General features: G+C 67.2%; 9 protein-coding genes and 1 pseudogene. 3 read left to right on the forward strand and 7 right to left on the reverse strand.

The window, feature by feature from the left end:
• Positions 1-102 precede the first annotated feature (102 nt).
• A complete protein-coding gene (locus WME79_RS25885; RefSeq protein ID WP_437520054.1) occupies positions 103-504 on the forward strand; it encodes a nuclear transport factor 2 family protein in 402 nt (133 codons plus the stop codon).
• 143 nt (positions 505-647) lie between these two features.
• Positions 648-4838, forward strand: coding sequence for an ATP-binding protein (locus WME79_RS25890; protein ID WP_437520057.1), 4191 nt, complete (start codon positions 648-650; stop codon positions 4836-4838).
• A 66-nt stretch (positions 4839-4904) separates the two neighbouring features.
• On the opposite strand, the gene WME79_RS25895 is transcribed toward WME79_RS25890, so the two are convergent.
• From WME79_RS25895 to WME79_RS25910, 4 genes are all read right to left on the reverse strand, one after another.
• Positions 4905-5321, reverse strand: a complete 417-nt coding sequence (locus WME79_RS25895) for a nuclear transport factor 2 family protein (RefSeq protein ID WP_437520060.1) — start codon at positions 5319-5321, stop codon at positions 4905-4907.
• Positions 5240-6034 carry a hypothetical protein gene (locus WME79_RS25900; RefSeq protein ID WP_437520062.1) on the reverse strand — a complete coding sequence of 265 codons (795 nt, stop codon included), beginning with the start codon at positions 6032-6034 and terminating at the stop codon, positions 5240-5242. Before WME79_RS25900 ends, WME79_RS25895 begins: the two co-directional genes overlap by 82 nt.
• A gap of 680 nt (positions 6035-6714) precedes the next feature.
• A complete protein-coding gene (locus WME79_RS25905) occupies positions 6715-8061 on the reverse strand; it encodes a pectate lyase family protein (protein ID WP_437520065.1) in 1347 nt (448 codons plus the stop codon).
• A 1792-nt stretch (positions 8062-9853) separates the two neighbouring features.
• On the reverse strand, positions 9854-13948 hold the full coding sequence (locus WME79_RS25910) for a protein kinase domain-containing protein (RefSeq protein ID WP_437520068.1): 4095 nt from the start codon (positions 13946-13948) through the stop codon (positions 9854-9856).
• Positions 13949-14022: 74 nt separating this feature from the next.
• On the opposite strand from WME79_RS25910, the pseudogene WME79_RS25915 reads away from it, so the two are divergent.
• Positions 14023-14280, forward strand: a pseudogene (locus tag WME79_RS25915) (transposase); the annotation flags it as partial.
• 482 nt (positions 14281-14762) lie between these two features.
• Here WME79_RS25915 and WME79_RS25920 read toward each other — a convergent pair.
• The 3 genes from WME79_RS25920 to WME79_RS25930 all read right to left on the reverse strand — a co-directional run bounded on the left by WME79_RS25920 (position 14763) and on the right by WME79_RS25930 (position 17667).
• On the reverse strand, positions 14763-15326 hold the full coding sequence (locus WME79_RS25920) for a sigma-70 family RNA polymerase sigma factor (protein WP_437520071.1): 564 nt from the start codon (positions 15324-15326) through the stop codon (positions 14763-14765).
• A gap of 193 nt (positions 15327-15519) precedes the next feature.
• Positions 15520-16416 (reverse strand): helix-turn-helix transcriptional regulator, encoded by an 897-nt coding sequence (locus WME79_RS25925; RefSeq protein WP_437520074.1) that lies wholly within the window; start codon positions 16414-16416, stop codon positions 15520-15522.
• Between the two features lie 120 nt (positions 16417-16536).
• The gene (locus WME79_RS25930; RefSeq protein ID WP_437520077.1) at positions 16537-17667 is read right to left on the reverse strand and encodes a sigma-70 family RNA polymerase sigma factor; all 1131 of its coding nucleotides are present in this window, start codon (positions 17665-17667) and stop codon (positions 16537-16539) included.
• Positions 17668-17821: the final 154 nt, after the last annotated feature.

Consider the following 17821-nt stretch of genomic DNA (forward strand, 5'->3'; position numbering starts at 1 on the left):
CGGCCGGCGGGCTCTTTACCATGGGTGTGGAGCGGCGACGGCGACGCCCCCGCGCGGTCGCGCGGGCTCGAGCACGGCCAGGGCGCGCGGCGGAGGTGGAGAATGTCGAAGATCACCGCGGAGCAGGCGAGAGACGAGCACGTCGCGCTCCTCAAGGCGTGGACAAAGGCGGTGGGGGGGGCCGTCAAGGACTACGGCTTCCTCGACCGCCACCTGGCCGAGGGCTGGAGGTACGTCGATTACAGCGGAGTGCAACGCGGTAAGGACGAGTACCTGAAGCTCGTCGACAGCATGTTGACGTACACGCAGGAGCTCCGGCAGTGCGACGTGCGTATCGCCGGCGGAGACGTCGCTATCGTGACCGGAGTCTACCGCTCACGCGCCGAGATCAAGGGTGGTGTCAAGTTCGATAACACCATCGCCTTCACCGCGGTCTGGGAGCTCCAGGGCGGTGAGTGGAGAGCGCTCGTGCTCCACACGACGAGGATCCCTGACGCGTCGTGATCGACGTCCGCGCGGAGCGGGTCGATGTCGAGGCGCTCCGGCGGCCGGCGTCGGGCCGGCGAGGCCGGAGGAAAGATTGACAGGGATCTTGCTTCTAGTACCGTCAACTCAGGATCGTCCTGTCGACGATCTCCAGGGCTCCCATGGATCTTCGTCCGTTCCTCGCATACGCGGTGCAGATCGCATCGGCGCTATCTAAATTTCATAAGTCAGGCACCCTTCACCTGGACATCCGCCCCGCGAACCTCTCCGTGCACCCGGAGAGCGGGGAGGTGTCGCTCGACGGCGGGCTGGCCGTGGTACGCGGCGATCTCGGCCTCTCCGACGAGGCGAAGATCAACCCGGAGTCGCTGCCCTACATCGCGCCGGAGCGGACGGGCCGCGTCGACTGGCCGATCGACGAGCGCGCCGATCTCTACTCGCTCGGCGTCACGCTGTACGAGCTGCTCTCCGGCAAGCTGCCGCTCGACGCAGACGACGCGCCCGCGTGGGCGCACGCCCACATCGCGAGGGCCCCTGTGCCGCTCGCGGAGGTGGTGCAGGACGTGCCCCGGATCGTCTCCGACATCGTCATGAAGCTCCTCGCGAAGTCTCCGGAGGAGCGTTATCAGACCGCCCGCGGGCTCTGGTCGGATCTCCTCATGTGCCATACCGAGATGGAGGAGCTCGGGATGATCGACTCGTTCCCGCTCGGGACGGCCGACATCCCGGACCGGCTGCAGCTCCCGACGAAGCTCTACGGCAGGAAGCGCGAGCGCGCGCTCCTGCTCGAGGCGTTCGATCGCGTGGTCGTCACGGGCACCGCCGAGCTCGTGCTCGTCGCCGGGTACTCGGGCGTCGGAAAGACCTCGCTCGTGAAGGAGGTGCAGGAGCCCATCGTCCGCGAGCGCGGGGCGTTCATCTCCGGGAAGTTCGATCAGCTCCAGCGCGATATCCCCTACCGCACGATCGCCCAGGCGTTCGGGGAGCTCGTCCGGCAGTTCCTGACGGAGAGCCCGCAGTCCCTCGCGGGGTGGAAGCACCGGCTGAGCGACGCGGTCGGCGAGGAGGGGCGGGTCATCACCGACATCATCCCGCAGCTCTCGCTGATCCTCGGCGAGCAGCCGCCGGTGCCGCCGCTCGCGCCGAACGAGGCGCGCAGCCGCATCGTCCGCGTGTTCCATGCGTTCCTCGGCGTGGTCGCGCGCAAGCGGCACCCGCTCGTGCTGTTCGTGGACGACCTGCAGTGGGCGGATCCCGCCAGCTTGAGGCTCATCCGCGACATCGTCGCGGTGCCCGAGAAGCGGCACCTGCTCGTGATCGGGGCGTACCGCGACAACGAGGTGAGCCCGTCGCACCCGCTCATGGAGGTGCTCCGGCAGATCCACGCCACGGGCGCGCGCGTCTCGACGCTCAGCCTCGACCCGCTCCCGCACGAGAACGTCCTCGAGCTCGTCATGGACACCTTCCGCTGCGAGGACGAGCAGGGGGCTCAGCTCACCAGGCTCCTCGTCCAGAGGACGGGCGGCAACCCGTTCTTCGTGGGCCAGTTCCTGACGGAGCTCTATCGCCAGAAGCTGGTCTGGGTCGACCCCGTGAGCGCCGTCTGGTGCTGGAACATCGAGGCCATCGCCGCGCAGAACCTGACTGACAACGTCGTCGATCTGGTGCTGACCCGCCTCAGGCGGCTCGACGGCGAGACGCAGCGGGTCCTCTCCCTCGCCGCCTGCCTCGGCGCCCGCTTCGACGCCGAGGTCCTCTCGGCCATGTACGGCGAGTCCACGCAGGCGACGCACGCCGCCATCACCCCGGCCATCCGCGAGGGGCTCGTGGCGCGCCGGGGCGGCACGTACAAGTTCCTCCACGACCGCGTGCAGCAGGCCGCGTACCTGCTCATCCGCGAGGGCAACCACGCCTCGACGCACCTGCGCATCGGGCGCCTGCTGCTCGTCCAGACGCCGGAGGAGGCGCTGGAGGACCGGCTGTTCGAGATCACGAACCAGCTGAACATCGGCGCCTCCCTCATCACCGATCCGGGCGAGCGGCGCAGGACGGCCGAGCTGAACCTCCGCGCCGGCAGGAAGGCGAGGGCCTCCGGGGCCTACGGCTCCGCGGTGGCCTACTTCGCCGCGGGCTGCGCGCTGATCGGGGAGGACGACTGGGCGGGAGCCGACGATCTGCTCGCCTTCGCGCTGCACCTCGATCTCGCCGAGAGCGCGAGCGTGAACGGGGAGTTCGATCGGTCCGTCGGCCTCTGCTCGGTGCTCCTCGAGCGCGCGCGCACGCAGCTCGACAAGGCGGCCGCCTACCGCGTCCTGATGCAGAACCACATGGCCCGGTCGGAGCACGACGCGTGCATCGGCGTCGGGCTGGAGTGCCTCGCGCTGCTCGGCATCAAGCTCCGGAGGCAGCCGGCCGACGAGGAGGTGACCGCGGAGATCACGGCGCTGCGCGACGCGCTGCGCGATCGCACGGCCGACGAGATCCTGGGCCAGCCGAGGATGACGGCGCCGCCGATGGTCGCGGCGATGGGCGTGATGGCGGTGATGTACGCCTCGTCGTTCTACACCGATCCGAACCTCAACGACCTCCTGGTCTGTCAGATGGTCCGGCTCAGCCTGCTCCACGGCAACGCGGAGTCGACCGGCATCGGGTACACGAGCCTCGGCAAGGCGCTGTGCGTGAGGCTCAACGCGTACCAGGACGGCGACCGGATCGGCAGGGTGGGATACGAGCTGACCGAGAAGATGAACGCGCTCGTCTACAAGCCCGAGGTGGCCAACCTCTATGGCTGCCTGATCTCGGTCTGGACGCGCCACATCGACACCGGGATCGCCTGCCAGCTCGCGAGCATCCAGGCCGCGAACGAGGTCGGGAACCTGACGTGGGGGAGCTTCAGCAACATCCAGCTCACCTTGAACGTGCTCGTGCGGGGCGACCCGATCGAGGAGACGTACAAGGTCGCGGTGAGCGCGCTCGACTACGCGACGAAGGCGAAGATCACGTTCGCCGTGGACGCCGTGACGAGCATGCTGCGCCTGGTCCAGGCGCTGAGGGGCGCCACGCGCCACCTCGGCACGATGAGCGGGGACGACTTCGACGAGCAGGCGTTCGAGGCCCGCCTCGAGAAGGAGAGCTTCCCGAGCGTGCGGCTCGTCTTTTATATCATGAAGACCGCGCAGCACCTCCTTGCGTGCAACGACGAGGGGGCGGCCCTTGCCGCGGAGGCGTCGGAGCGCAACATCGCGGGGGGTAGCGGGTCGCTGTTCGCGGCCGAGTGCCACTATTACTGTGCCCTCGCCCGGGCGGCCCGCTTCTCCGGGGCCCCGGCCGAGGAGCAGGCCGGGCTCCGGCGGTCGCTCGCCGGCCACGAGGAGCAGCTGCGCGTCTGGGCCGAGAGTTGCCCCGACAACTTCGCCGGCAAACACGCGCTCGTAGCGGCGGAGCGCGCGCGCGTCGACGGCAGGCACGACGAGGCCGCGGCGCTCTACGATAAGGCGATCGTGGCCTTCCGCGAGTCCCGGTTCATCCACCAGGAGGCGCTCGCGAGCGAGCTCGCCGCCCGGTTCTACCTGGATCGCGGCTACAGCGGCCTGCCGGGGCTCTACCTGCGGGAGGCGGTGGCGTCGTACTCGCGCTGGGGCGCGAGCGAGAAGGTGAGGCAGCTCGAGCAGCGGCATGCGCTCGTCCTGAATCAGGAGCAGCGCCGCGCGACGAGCCGCGGCGTCATGACGATGGCGGCGGAGGCCATCGACGCGCAGACCGCGGTGAAGGTCTCGCGGTCGCTCTCGAGCGACATGACGCCGAAGGAGATGATGGAGTCGCTCATGCGGCTCGTCGTCGAGCACGAGGGGGCGGAGCGGTGCTGTCTCCTGCTCACCGGGGACGGCCAGCGGCTCGCCGCCGAGGCCGTGGTGGACCGCGACGGCATCAGCATCCGCGTGTACGAGCGGAGCACGGCGCCGCTCGCGACCCGCGTCCCGGCGTCGATCGTCAACTATGTCGAGCGGACGCGGGAGCGGGTGGTGCTCAGCGACGTCGGGGCGAGCGGCGCCTTCGCCGGGGACGAGTACCTCGTGCGCGAGCGGCCGAAGTCGGTGCTGTGCATGCCGCTCATGAAGAACCCCGGCGAGGTGGGCGGCCTCCTCTACCTGGAGAACCGGCTGGTCCACGGCGCGTTCATCCTGCGCCGGCTGCCGCTCCTCGAGTTCCTGGCCGCGCTGTCGCTGCAGAACACCGTGCTCCGCGGCGAGCTGGAGCAGGAGGCGCTGAAGGTCCAGCGGACCGAGGAGGCGCTGCGCCGGAGCGAGAGGGCGCTCCGGGATCTGGCGGAGTCGAGCGACGTCCCCACGTGAGGCGCGGGCCGCGCCGCCGCACCGGCGTGGTGTGGCGGCGCGGCGTTCAGGCGCTCTCAGGCGCTCTCAGGCGCTCTCGAGCACGTGGCGCACGCTGTCGAGGAACGGCCTGTCCGACACGGAGAGGTGGAGCTGCACGAACCGCCAGTGATCCCCGTGGCGCTCCACCGTGCAGGTCAGTCGGAGCGCGGGCAGGTCGAAGCGCACGCCGCCCATGGTGGCGTGGATACCGAAGCCGGCCGTCCCGGCGCAGGCGGCCGCTCCCCCGGCCAGCAGACGCACCTGGACATCGCCGGTGATCCTGCACACGAGGTCCTTCAGGATCTCGCTCTGCCGCCGGAACGAGGCCTCGATCTCGGCCCAGCGCGTGAAGTGCAGCTTGTCGTGTGTGCCGTAGAAGATCAGGGCATCGTCACGTACGAACATGTCGCATAACGCGTCCACGTCGCCTCGCTCGAAGGCGCGCGCGAACTCGACGAGCATCTGGCGAACCGAATCTTCTGGACTTGCCGGCTTTCTCTCCGAGGACTCCATGCGCTCCGCTGCTCCCGTACCGATCCGAGCCTGATCTCGGCCGAGCATACAGCACCCCGGAGGCGACGCGCGACGCCCTGCGCGCGAAAGCGCTCGGAGCCCGGGCGGCTGCGCGCGACAAGGGTCGTCGCGGTCACGAACACGTAACACCACACGACCCCGACCAGCGCCAGCCGACCAGGTGCCCCCTCGAACCCCGGAACCCAGCTGACCAGAAACCCCACGAGCAGGAACAGCAGCCCCACGCCCTGCAGCTGCGCGATCGACATCCGCTTCAGGAGGGCGCCGACCGAGAGCGAGGGCAGGTACATGCTCAGGAGGTGCACCTGGATCACCCAGCTCGCCTGCTGGACCGAGCACTGCTCGACGCCGCACATCTGGAGCGGCGTCGGCACCATGAGGAGGCTCATCACCAGGAAGGCGCCCGCGCCCATGGCCACCATGGGCCAGTACAGCGCGCGGGCACGCGCGTCCGGCGCGGCGGAGGCCTCGGCGGCGCGCGCCTCCTGCGGCCCGTACGCCGCGAACGAGAGCGCCGCCATGAGCTGGAGCGCCGCGAGCATCAGCAGGGCAGCGGGCATGTACCTGGACGTCCGCCCCTCCAGCAGGCCGAAGAGCGAGATGCCGGGGACGATGCCAGCGGCGCTGGCGAGCTGGATCATGGCCAGCAGGCCCGGCGCCCTTGCTGCTCGGCTGCCCCTCGAGGATCGCGAAGCGATACTGCTGCACGAACGCGCCTTGCAGACCGACGCCGCAGACCGCCGCGCAGAACAGCGGGAGATCGGCGCGCTCCACCGCGACCGCCGCGACCGCCGCGTTGGGCCACGGCCGAGCCCCGCTCGGCGGAAAGACAGACGGAAAGTGTTGGAAATGCCGAGCTATCTTCCGGCCCCTTCTCGCTGTCGCAGAAATCCCTGGCGGGACGATTCCGCGGGGGCAAACCGGTGTGATCCGGTGCTTTGCCCGGGATTTCAGGGAGCCGTGACGGCGGATCGCAGCGCGTCGGTGGGGGTGGGCCCAACCCGGGCCCAGCCGGCGAGCCTCGATCCTGGGAAGCTCGCGTCGGCCGGCGCGTCGCCTCGGCTCGTCGTGGTTGCCTCGCTTGCCGGCACCCTGAACCGCGCCGTCGCCCTTGGGGATGAGGAGGCGGCGCGGATCGTTCACGAGGCCATCGGTCGGCTGCTCGGCCTGGTGCCAGCACGGGAGGGGGGAGAAAGGTCGCGCCGACGGTAGCAAGCTGTTCGCCTCGACGAGCAGCTCCGTCAGCACGGGCGCGATCGGGATGCCCCTCTCGCGCCGTGGGGGCCCCATCGTTAACGAGGTCCGCAGCTTAAGGCCGCTTCTACGGCGAGCAAGCAGTCGGGCTGGAGAGCGTGGCCCCCGCATGCGCTTGCACCAGCTCCTTCACTTGGGAGGCCGGCACCAGGAACGACTTGTATTCGTACGGAGGGTTGAAGGCGTCGCCGCTGCCCATTTGATTTCCGGAGCAGCCCTCGAACAGGTTGCCCGTCGCCTCTTGCACGGAGCCGTCTCCCTTCTGCTTGCCCAAGTCAATCGGCTCGTTCTGGTCGATGAAATGGTTGTTCTCGGTCAGCACGTTGCACTTGAAGCCGTTCGACACGCCGAGACTCGAAGGGCCGACCGAGGTGTCCTCCGTGTAGAGGTTGTTGACGACGTGGATCCACCCGTACCGGCAGCGGGGTTGGCGTTCTGCGACCCCGGTCCACCAATTGAACATGAAGGTGATGTTGAGCTTGCCTTCGCTCACGGGCTCGTTGTCCGAGGATGCAATCAGATTCGACAGGTTGTGATCGCCTCTTTTGCTATAGCCGAAGATGCTCCACGTGAACGTCACGTTGTCGGCCCCCTTGACGACGTCGGCATTGCCATCTTGCCCGTCCCAGAACTCGGCGTGGTCGACCCAGATGTTCTTGGAGTTGCCCTCGATGCTGATGTTGTCCCAGGCCTGGTCGCCGTTGGAGCCCGGCCCACGGACGACGATGTTGCGCAGGATGACGTTGCTCGCGTCCTTGATATGGATAGCCGCTTTGATCTGCGTACCCGCGTGGAGGCCGACGATGGTTTTGTTTGATTTGATCTCCAGTCGATCCCCGGAAGTCCCCGACCAACCACCGCCCACCGTGCCGTCGATGTGAATCACCCGCGCCTCCCCATCCTTGGCGTACTTCAGGAGATCGGCGAAGTTATTGACGACGATGGGCTCGGCGCTGCCTCCGCCCGTGACATTGAAGGCGCCACCATTGCGACCTGAGCGCGTGGCCCAGCCGATGGGCTTGCATTGGTCCGCGCCCCCACCACCGTCACCGCCCCCGGAGCCGTCGGAGCCGCCCGAGGCCTCCGAGCCGCCCGAGGCCTCCGAGCCGCCCGAGGCCTCCGAGCCACCCGAGGCCTCCGAGCCGCCCGAGGCCCCCGAGCCACCCAAGCCGCCCGAGGCCCCCGAGCCACCCAAGCCGCCCGAGGCCCCCGAGCCACCCGACCCGCCCGAGCCGTTCGCGGTCGAGCCCGAGCTACCCACGCCCACCTGGCTGCCACCGCTTCCGCTGCTATCGCCGGTGGTCGAGCTCGTGCCGCCCGCTTCGCTCGACTCGCTCCCTTCATTGCCACCGCACGAGACTGCTGAAGCAAAGACCCCGCCGAACAGCCCCAAAAGAATTATCTTCCTATTCATGACGACCTCTGCGGCCGGCCATGCAATCTCTGAACCACCGGGGATACCTCTCTTCCATATAAGGAAGACCAATGGCGCTCCGGACTGCGTAAACTGCTCCGATCTACACTGTCAACCGCGAGTTGACGTCCATACTCAGGCGTGTGAGGCCCGGCTCCTCCTCGCGGCAGAGTGGACCTCGGCGAGCTCGCCGAGGTCCACTCTGCCGTGCCGCAGCAGCTACGCTGTGCCTCGATGCGGATTTCACGCCATCGTGATCACCGAGATCACCGCATCGCGATCGCTCAGATCAGCGCATCGTGATCGCCAGGATGCACCATCGTGATCAGCGGGATCACGCTCATGATCGCGCTGATCACGATGGTGTGGTCTTCCTCGACCCGCTCCGGGCGCGTAGTCCGAAGGAGCCTCTGGGTGAGGCGACGGCGGACGCGATCCGTGGCTTGCGCGTCGGCCGTAACAGCGGAGGATAGCCCGCGCAAAGCTATTCCGACCTGTCAAGAATTGCCCGTCAACGATCGGCAATTGACATAACGTACAAAAGTACGAACCACTGATCCGCCTACAAGAACCAACAGATCCAACGAGTTCACTCGGCTGTTGTATATTGTCTACGCCACGCTGAGCTCCTCCCCAGGTAGGGTCTCGCCCTCGCTAGGATTTATAGATTCACAAAAAACACGTTCATAGCCCTTCGAGGGCCTGAGTGAGAAGCCGCGACGGAAGCTGCCTAACTAGGCAGTCGAAGCTGACATGGCCCTCGCTTCGCTCGGGACCACGCAGCTCAACTCCAGTCGTTGGGCCGGAAGAGTGCGGGGACGCAGGCACGATCCCGAAACAGGCGGCAGCGCATCGAAGGGCCCGGCAACAGGGTGGCGAGCGAAGGAGAATCCCTCGGCGCTGCGCCGCCAGGCCAGGTGCCGACCCCGATCGGTGATGCCGCGGGCTCTTCACCGCGGGGGACGCGACGGCGGAGGGCGCCCCGTTGGGCCACACCGGAGCCGCCCTCGGCGGGGAGACAGTCGGAAACTATCAAAATTGCCACTGTTTCCGGCGACCGCTCGTCATCGACCGGCTTTTCTGGCGGGACTCTTCCGCGGGGGCGAACCGTTGCGATCCGTCGGATGCCCCGGGGTTTTGGGAGGACGTGACGACGGATCGCAGCCCCTCGGAAGGCGAGGGCCCAACCCGGGCCCAAGCGTCAAGCCTTCGGCCTGGGGAGCTCGCCGTGACCGGGCCGTCGCCTCGGGCGACCGTGGTCGCCTCGCTCGCCAGCACCCTGAGCCGCGCCGTCGCCCTTGGTGATGAGATGGCGGCCAGGGTTGTCCACGAGGCGATCGGTCAGCTGCTCAACCCACCACCAGCCACGAAGCGGCGAGTCCCTTCGCGCTGAGCCTTCCGTCGCCTTGCGAGGCCGCCTTTAAAATCATCGCGAACTATCACGGCTTGTCGGACGCCCTTGGGCCGAACTCCTTGCACGGGGAGCGGAGCCACAGCACCGTCTGCGTGCGGATCTTGAGCCCTGGCGACGTCGACCAAGGAGCGCGGCGCGTGCGTGCCGCCGGTCCCATGGCCAGCACCACAGCCACGCCGGAGCGCCTCGCACGCTCAGAGTGCGCGTGGATCAAGACCGCGTTGTCGGAGATGGGAGCGAGAGAGCTTGCTCCGGCATGGATCCCTCATGCCATGGCGGAAGGGTCAACGCCGAGACCGGGACCCGTCGTGGCGGGCATGGCGCGACCGTGGGCGGGCAACAGGGACGCGGTAAGGCAATTTCGGAGAGCCGGTCAGATCAGGGGAATCCCGGACTGCGCGGGGTTGCGGTCAGGAGGGGCTTGTCTTCCTCAAGGCGGAGGCCGGGGACGTAGGGGCCGAGTTCCCCGGGCTCGAAGCGGCAGAGGTGAACGGCGTGCCAGAAGTTGCCGGCGAGATTGCCCCCGAACTTGTAGCGGCCATCGGGGGTGAAGGCTACCCAGCCCTCGGGGAGCGCGAGGAGAATGGCGAGACATCGCTGGATAGCGACGTTCCACAGCCGGATAGTGCCGTCCGACGATGTGGAAGCGAGCGTGCGGCCGTCGGGGTGGAACGCCACGCTCACGACCTCTGCTTGGTGGCCGTTGAGCACGCCCAGCTCCTTGCCCGTGCTGCCCTCCCACAGCTGCACAGTGTTGTCGGCCGAGCCCGAGGCCAGAATCTCGCCGTCCGCACTCCACGCTACGCTAAGGACCCGTCCTTCATGGCCCTTGAGCACGCCCAGCTCCTTGCCCGTGTTGCCCTCCCAAAGCCGCAGAGTCTTATCATCCGAGCCCGAGGCCAGCATCTTGCCGTCCGCGCTCCACGCCACGCTACGGACACAGCCGTGATGGCCATTGAGCACGCGCGGAGTCTCGCCCGTGCTACCGTCCCACAGCCGAATCGCATGGTCATCTGAGCCCGAGGCCAGCGTCCTGCCGTCCGCGCTCCACGCTACGCTATGGACACAGCCGTCATGGCCCTTGAGCACGCGCTGCGTCTCGCCCGTTTTGCCGTCCCACAGCCGAATCGTATGGTCATCTGAGCCCGAGGCCAGCGTCCTGCCATCCGCGCTCCACGCTACACTACGGATACAGCCGTCGTGGCCCTTGAGCACTCCCAGCTCCTTGATGCCCTCCCACAGCCGCACGGTCTTGTCGTCCGAGCCCGAAGCCAGCATTGTACCGTCCGCGCTCCACGCTACGCACTGGACCCATCCTTGATGGCCTCTGAGTACGCCCAGTTCCTTGCCCGTGCTGCCATGCCATAGCCGCACGGATTTGTCGTCCGAGCCCGATGCCAGCGTCACGCCATCAGCGCTCCACGCGACACCACAAACCCGCTCTAAAATGGCTTTGAGCGCACGCAGCGTATTGCCATTGCTGCGATGCCACAACCAGACTTTCTCCTGCGAGCCCGAGACCAGCGTCTCGCCGTCCGCGCTCCATGTCACGCTGTGGATTCCGCTGTCATGGCCCGCATTTCCCCCCAGCGCCATACCCGTGCTGCCGTCCCACGTCCTCAGTACCATATCGTCCGAGCCCGATGCCAGTATCACGCCGTTCGCACTCCACGCTACGCTAAGGACCCTTCCTTCATGGCCCTTGAGCACGCGCAGTTCCTTGCCCGTGCTGCCGTCCCACAACCGCACGGTCCTGTCGTCCGAGCCCGAAGCCAGCATTGTACCGTCCGCGCTCCACGCTACGCTCTGGACCGGTCCTTCATGGCCCTTGAGCACGCGCAGCACCTTGCCCGTGCTGCCGTCCCACAACCGCACTCTCCTGTCGTCCGAGCCCGAAGCCAGCATTGTACCATTCGCGCTCCACGCTACGCTCTGGACCGGTCCTTTATGGCCATTGAGCACGCGCAGCATTGTGCCCGTACTGCCTTGCCACAGCCGTACGGTCTTATCGCGCGAGCCTGAGGCGAGCGTCATACCGTCAGCGCTCCAAGCTATGCTGAGGACGCCTCCTTCGTGACCCCCGAGCACACGCAGCGCCTTGCCCGTGCCGCCCTCCCACAATCGCACGGTTTTATCGCTCGAGCTTGAGGCCAGCATCCTGCCGTCCGCACTCCACGCAATGCTCAAGACCCGTCCTTCATGCCCTTCCAGCATTCTGAGCGGCACTTCTGTCGCGACGTCCCATAGCCACACGGCCCCGTACGCGTGGCCGGTTGCAAGCAGCATCCCATCCGGGCTGAGTGCCAGCGTAAGCACGCGCGCGCGCGCTGCCCACATCGGCAGTGCCTCGTCGGCCGTCAGGGCCGCTCCGAGCGCTTCCTTCTCTACCAACCTGGGCAGCTTTGCGCCAAGCAGCTTCGTCCGCCGTAACTGCGTGTCCACGAGTTTCGCCGCTGTGAGATCTGCCTCGATCAAGTTGGCCCACGACAGGTCCGCGTCGCTCAGGTCCGCCCCCTCAAACAGGGCACGCCGCAAATCGGCGCGCAAGAGCTTTGCCCCAACGAACTTCGCCCCGCGCACATCTGCCCCGATGAGCGTCGCGCCAGTGAGATTCGCTCGCCGGAAATTGGCCCCACGCAGGACCTTTCCGGAGAAGTCTTGCCCGGACAAGTCCTGCCCTTCGAAGTCCAGCACTAGGTAGACGGGATCGACAACGTTCTCCGGTACCGCCCCCCGGAACCGTTGCTGCATGCGCGGCGCGTTCTTCCCCACTGCAAGACCGAATCGACTATTGTGCATGCGCTTGTATTCGATCCCGGCGTGCAGCTCGGGCGGTTCCGAAAGGTGCTGGGTCTCCGCTAAGCGAGGTGGATAGGCTGCCTCGTCGCCGACAAACTCTTCGGACGTCGGCACAGTAGCGGTGCCTACCATGTTCGGGTTGATCGCGGCTTCCATAAGGGCATCGCGAAATTCTCCGGCATCTGGATAGCGTTCCCGCCAATTCCAGCTAATGGCGCGGGCCAGCACCTCTTTAAGTGAATCAGTCAAGAAGATCGAGTCAAAAACAACCTCAGGCTCACGAAGGACCTCCATAGGTAGATCGTGTCCGTATAGGCAAAATAAAGTTGTCATGCCGAGGCTATAGACGTCAGCATTAGAGCGAGCATCAGTGGGATGCTTCAGCAATTCCGGCGCTGTATACATTATAGTTCCCATCGCGCCAGTCCTCGTTCCACCCGTCGTGTCAGCGGCAGCGGCGAGATCAAAGTCGGTGAGCTTAGGGCGTCCACGTTCGTCCAGAAGAATATTGGCCGGCTTAATGTCGCGATGAATGATGCTCTGCGAGTGCGCAGCCGCCACCGCTTCGCAGACCTGTGTTATGAGCAGGACGATCTTGCTCTGTTCGAGGCGCGTCTGGAGCACTGCCTGCCGAAGGTCTCCTCCAGGTAAGTACTCCATCACGAAGTAGTGCCAACCCCCGTCCTCGCCATACGGCTCCAGAACACGGACCACCGCCTCTTGCTTTAGCTTTTGCATGATTCGCGCCCCGCGCTTAAAGCGATCGAGGCGCACCCGATCTCCGGTCAAGTTGCTGTGCAACACCTTGATGGCGACTACTTCGTTTCGCGTCGCGTCGTGGGCACGCCACACCGTAGCGAACCCTCCTCGACCGAGCACGTCGAGGAGCAAATAGCGGCCATCGCCAAGAGAGTCTCCAGGCTTGAGTTGCCCTCCTTCTCGAAGCCGCCTTTTTAGATCGAGGATCTCTTGCTCGACCTCAGCGGTGTTGGCGCCATGCTCTTGAAGCCGCCGCTTCCGAGCTTGAGTGGTGACCAACTTCTCGCTCAAGAGGCGGGTTTCGGCATCGGGGTAGGTCGGGACAGTCCCCGTCGCTGCCTGTGAAGTGCCCGACGTCCTGAATGCTCCCCTACTGCCATCGGTGACGTTGGCCGCAATCGCGTTCCGCTGCGGCGAGTTGACGCGCTGATTCTCGATGGTGCTTCCTGTGACCTTTGCCGCAAGCCCCACGATCTCCCTCACCACCTCGGTCAGGGCTCGGTCCCGTCGATCTCCCTCGAACGAGGCGATGGCCTCGTCGCTGGTCGGCAGCGGATTGAGCGTGCCGAGCCAGGGATGCGCTTCCCAGCAGCAGCTTCGAAGCAGCACCGGGATAACCTTCAGCCCGCCCTGCTCGTGCCTCTGGAAGAGCTTCGGTACCTCCACGTCTTGGAGAAGATCGGACGCGAGGAAGTCGGGGCTGATCAGCATCAACGCCACGTCGGCCTGGTCGAGGGCGGCATCGAATGCCTGCAGCGTCGTGTCGCCCGGCCGGATCCGATCGGCCTCCCAGAGTTTGAGGCCGGCGAAGCGCTCGAGCACCTGGAGGTGCTGGATGAGCTGGTCCTTCAGATCGCGGTCTTCGGGCGCGAAGCTGATCAGCAGCCGGAGGGGAGGCTCCTCGACAGGGGGCACGGCCGGCAAGTTTTGCCTGAGTCGAGCGGGCTGGCAACCCCGGCGGGGGGGGTCACGAACTCCCCCCGCTCGCGCAAGACCGCGTCGCGCTGCAAAACGACGGGCTGGTGAGGTTCTCCCTCAAGCGCGCCCTTGATGACGGAACGATCGCGGTCGATATGGCTCCGCTCTCGCTCTTATGGCGTCTCGTCGCGAGCGTCCCGCCGCGCTTCCATACCCTAAAGTCCGCGGGGGTGCTGGCCTCCGCGAGGTCATGGCGCCCGCGCATCGGACCCGACCGCACCACACGAGCGCATCCGTGCGACCCCCGGCGTGGAGGGGACCATCCGTGAGGGCGGCGCTGTCAGCGCTCGCCGCGGAGATGCTCCTCGTCGGCCACGCCGCCGCAGAGGAGCGCAAGCGCCCGTGGTCGGTCGAGGTCGGCACGACGCGCGTGGTTCTCGGCGACGAGCAGCCGCCGGTGGCTGGACGCCGGCGATCGGCGCGCGGCGGTGGTGGTTCACCTCACAGCGGACGCGCGTGTCCGCAGGCCTCGGCGTCGCGGCGCTCGGGTTCTCGGGCGCCCACTGGCCCGGGTTCTTGCTCGGCCCGGAGCGAGGGAGTTCAGGTGCTTGGCATTCGGCGGCGGGTCTCTTCATCACAGTGGTTCGAGATTGAGGTGCATCCGAGGGCGCGCAGACGTTGGAGCACCGCCGCGCGAGCCGCTTCGAGCGACGCATTCTCAGTTCCCTCAACGATGGATAACGCGCTCCACCACCACTGCGGCATCGTCGAGGTGATCTTGGCCGGAAGTGAACAACCAGGCCTTTGATGGTCATTGCTGCCCCGCTCTCCGGGCGAAGTCCTCCGTGTTTTCCCGAAGTTCGATGATGTCGCGCAGCGCGCGGATGGCCTGGGTGCGTCGCTTGTAAATCACAGAGAGGGGTAGCCCCACCTCTTCGGCGATATGGGCCATGGAAACTCCGTTCAGGTCGTGTGCCACGAGAACGAAGCGCAGCTTCGGTTCGAGTTCGTTCACCGCATCGATGGCGCCCGCCCTGATGCTGTCGGATTCCATCGTAGCAGCGGCATCCGGCGCTGGATCGGCCACATCGATCAAGGCGACGAGCTCCTCCCTGCGACGCCGCATACGCTCGTGATAGTGCGAGGCAACGTGTACAGTGATCGCGTTCAACCAGCGTTCCGGCCTGCCGCGCTTCGGATCGAACCTGGGCCAGCTCTGCCAGGCGTTGAGCCAGACTTGGCCTGCGACGTCGGTACGATGGCACCGTGGGATTCCCAGCCTCCTCAGCCAGCCCAGCACGGCACGAACCAGCGCCGGGCAAAATAAGCGCGCATGCGCGGCGGCGCGCTCGTCGTCATTCGACAGACGACCCATAGCTTTACCCTCCCCCGCGGGCAATCACCCGTAAGCGGATGATGCCGGGCGTCCGCACTTCTGCGGCACCGGTTCGCGGTCTTCCCCGTCCGCTACCAAAGGAAGACGTCAGCCGTAGCTGCTCAATTCCCGTAGCGGTGGCGTGCTCGCCAGCAGGCCCCTGATGGCGTGTAGCTGCAAGCCGCGGCGGCGCTCACCCATGGCCTCCTACTCCCGGAAGCGTAGTGTTCAGCGGCGAGCGCTCTGCGTCCTCCCAATCGGACCCGTTGGCGGAACTCGCCCCTCCTTCGTCAGGCTGTAGCGGGAAGCTCGTCAGGGTGGCAGCACGACGGGCGAGCTCTTCCCCCGCGACGGCACGAACAGGGCGCGGCGACCGAAGCCGCGGCAGTGGAGGCGGCGGGAGCTTCGCCCGCGGGCTCCTGGCCACAAGCTCGGGAGACGGCACCACGGGCGGAGGAACGTCGAGCGCGCGGGGAGGTACCGTCGGCGGAGTCGGCGGCGCCAAACTCGGGGCCGGCGACTCCGCCGGACGCGCCGAGCTCTCGCGCTTTGTGACGTGCTCGCCCACCTGGATCACCACGGTCTCCTCCGCGTCCGATCGGTGGTCGTCGTGCAGCCGCCCGATGCGCTCCCAGTACCGCGCCGGCGCGCCGGTGAAGGCCTCCAGCTGCCGCGCGAGGCCGGGTGTCATCGGCAGGTCGCTCCTCAGCAACCGCTCCACCTCCCTCGGTTCCAGCCCCGTGCTCTCGCCCAGCTTTCTCCTCCACGAAGGCGTCGTCGCACAGAACGACTCCAGGACCCTCCCCGGCCGCGGAGCGGGGCGCGCTCGGGCGTCTGTCAGCTCTGCAAGCGCCGCGTCGACGTGACAGTCCAGAAGGCGCCGATATCGGTCTCGCTCCCCGGCTGCCTGCTCCTTCGCATCGGTGAGGGCCGCCTCCTCGTCATCATGCGCGTGTTCGCGCGCCTCGCGAAGCCCGCGCTCGCGTCCCAGCGCTTCGCGCGCGGTGACCGCGAAGCCGATCGCGACGCACGCGATCATCGCGAGCCCGAGCGGCGACACGAGCCACATCGCACCCAGCATGTCTTCCATGATCTTTCGCCTCCTGGACGTGAGCGTTCTTGTCCGACACAACGCGGATCTCGGCGTTGCGCTGCGCGACAGCAGCACCGCTATCCCCGCCTGCCTAGCTGTTGATGGGTAGCCGACGATTCAGCGAAGCTGCCTTAACAGCTCTTCGCGCTCGGCGGCGAGCCGCCCTCGCGGGAACTGCCGCGCGTGGGCCTCAAGCAGCCGCCGAGCCTCGACGTCGGCCATGACGTCGTTGGCCTCGATGGCCCTCCGCGCCTGGTTGACCAGGCTCCTCTCGACCTCGCCGGCGGTCGGTCGAACGGCGATCGCCGGAGGCGCGGCCCGGTGACTTCTCGTCGTCGCGTTCGGGGGTGCAGGCGTGCCGGTCGCCATCGCCTCGCCGTGCGCGCTTCCGTGTTCCGTGCGCGACGAGATCTCGTGCGCGGTCGCCGCGTCGGGCGCCGCGGCGCCGAGCGCCCCATCTCCGCTGGCGGGCCCCGCGGCGCTCTGGGCGCCATCTCGCGCGGGGGGCGCCACGGCGTCCTGCTCCGCGGGCGCGGTGGCAGGGACGCGGACCGCCGCCGCCCTGATCCACGGTTCCACGTCGGGCAATGGCGGCACAGCGGAGACGAGCGCGCCGGTCAGCAGGACGAGCGCGGCCTGAACGACGATCCTCAGGCCCAGCCGGCGCAGCGAGGCCACCCACCACGCGCGACGGCCGAACCCCAGTGCAAGCGGCACGCAGATGCTCCCGTCCCTTCCCTGAGAGCGCTCCTGCGCCTGCCACCGTCCCCCCTGCACCTCGAGCTCCTTGTGGGCCCGCCGGTGTCGCGTCTTCACCGTGTCCAGCGGGAGCCCCTGCTCGGCGGCGATCTCGGCGAGCGGGACCTCCTCGAGGTCGTGCTTGATCACGAGATCCCGGTACTTGGGCTCGAGTTGGTCGATCAGCTGCCGGGTGAACTCCTCCCGCTGCCGTCTGCGGAGCAGCTCTTCCGGCGTGGGGAGCTCATCTCGGATCTCGCCCTCATCGAACGACGTGAGCACCTCGCCGCGGCAGCGCGCGTCCCGGACGTGATTGCGCGCCTGGTTGACGGCGATCGTGACGCGGTAGGGCCCCGGGTCTCCGCCCGGCTCGATCCGTTGGTCGGCGTCGAGCCCCCGCAGCAGCGCTTCCTGGGCGACATCCTCGGCGTTTCGCGGCGGTACACCGTGGCGCCTGGCCAGGCGCCGGAAGAGCTCGAAGCCGGTAGAGTCGGTCGCTGGCTTGGCCACGGTAAGCAGCACACGCGAGGCGGCCCAAAAGGTTCAGAGAAATGAGTCGAGGAGCAACTTCGGTCGGACAATGTGCCGCCATGTAGTCTCTTAGACTACGCTTGGCCATGTCTGACGGATGGTTGAACGCATTCCCTCATCCGACCGCCAATTC

The sequence above is a fragment of the Sorangium sp. So ce726 genome (genome assembly GCF_051521405.1).
GTDB lineage: Bacteria > Myxococcota_A > Polyangia > Polyangiales > Polyangiaceae > Sorangium.

What these genes read in the sequence shown, in the direction of transcription:
- WME79_RS25890 (WP_437520057.1), top strand. Translation starts at nt 648, where the DNA reads ATGGATCTTCGTCCGTTCCTCGCATACGCGGTGCAGATCGCATCGGCG.
- WME79_RS25895 (WP_437520060.1), bottom strand. Translation starts at nt 5,321, where the DNA reads ATGCTCGTCGAGTTCGCGCGCGCCTTCGAGCGAGGCGACGTGGACGCG.
- WME79_RS25905 (WP_437520065.1), bottom strand. Translation starts at nt 8,061, where the DNA reads ATGAATAGGAAGATAATTCTTTTGGGGCTGTTCGGCGGGGTCTTTGCT.
- WME79_RS25925 (WP_437520074.1), bottom strand. Translation starts at nt 16,416, where the DNA reads ATGGAAGACATGCTGGGTGCGATGTGGCTCGTGTCGCCGCTCGGGCTC.
- WME79_RS25885 (WP_437520054.1), top strand. Translation starts at nt 103, where the DNA reads ATGTCGAAGATCACCGCGGAGCAGGCGAGAGACGAGCACGTCGCGCTC.
- WME79_RS25920 (WP_437520071.1), bottom strand. Translation starts at nt 15,326, where the DNA reads ATGGGTCGTCTGTCGAATGACGACGAGCGCGCCGCCGCGCATGCGCGC.
- WME79_RS25900 (WP_437520062.1), bottom strand. Translation starts at nt 6,034, where the DNA reads ATGATCCAGCTCGCCAGCGCCGCTGGCATCGTCCCCGGCATCTCGCTC.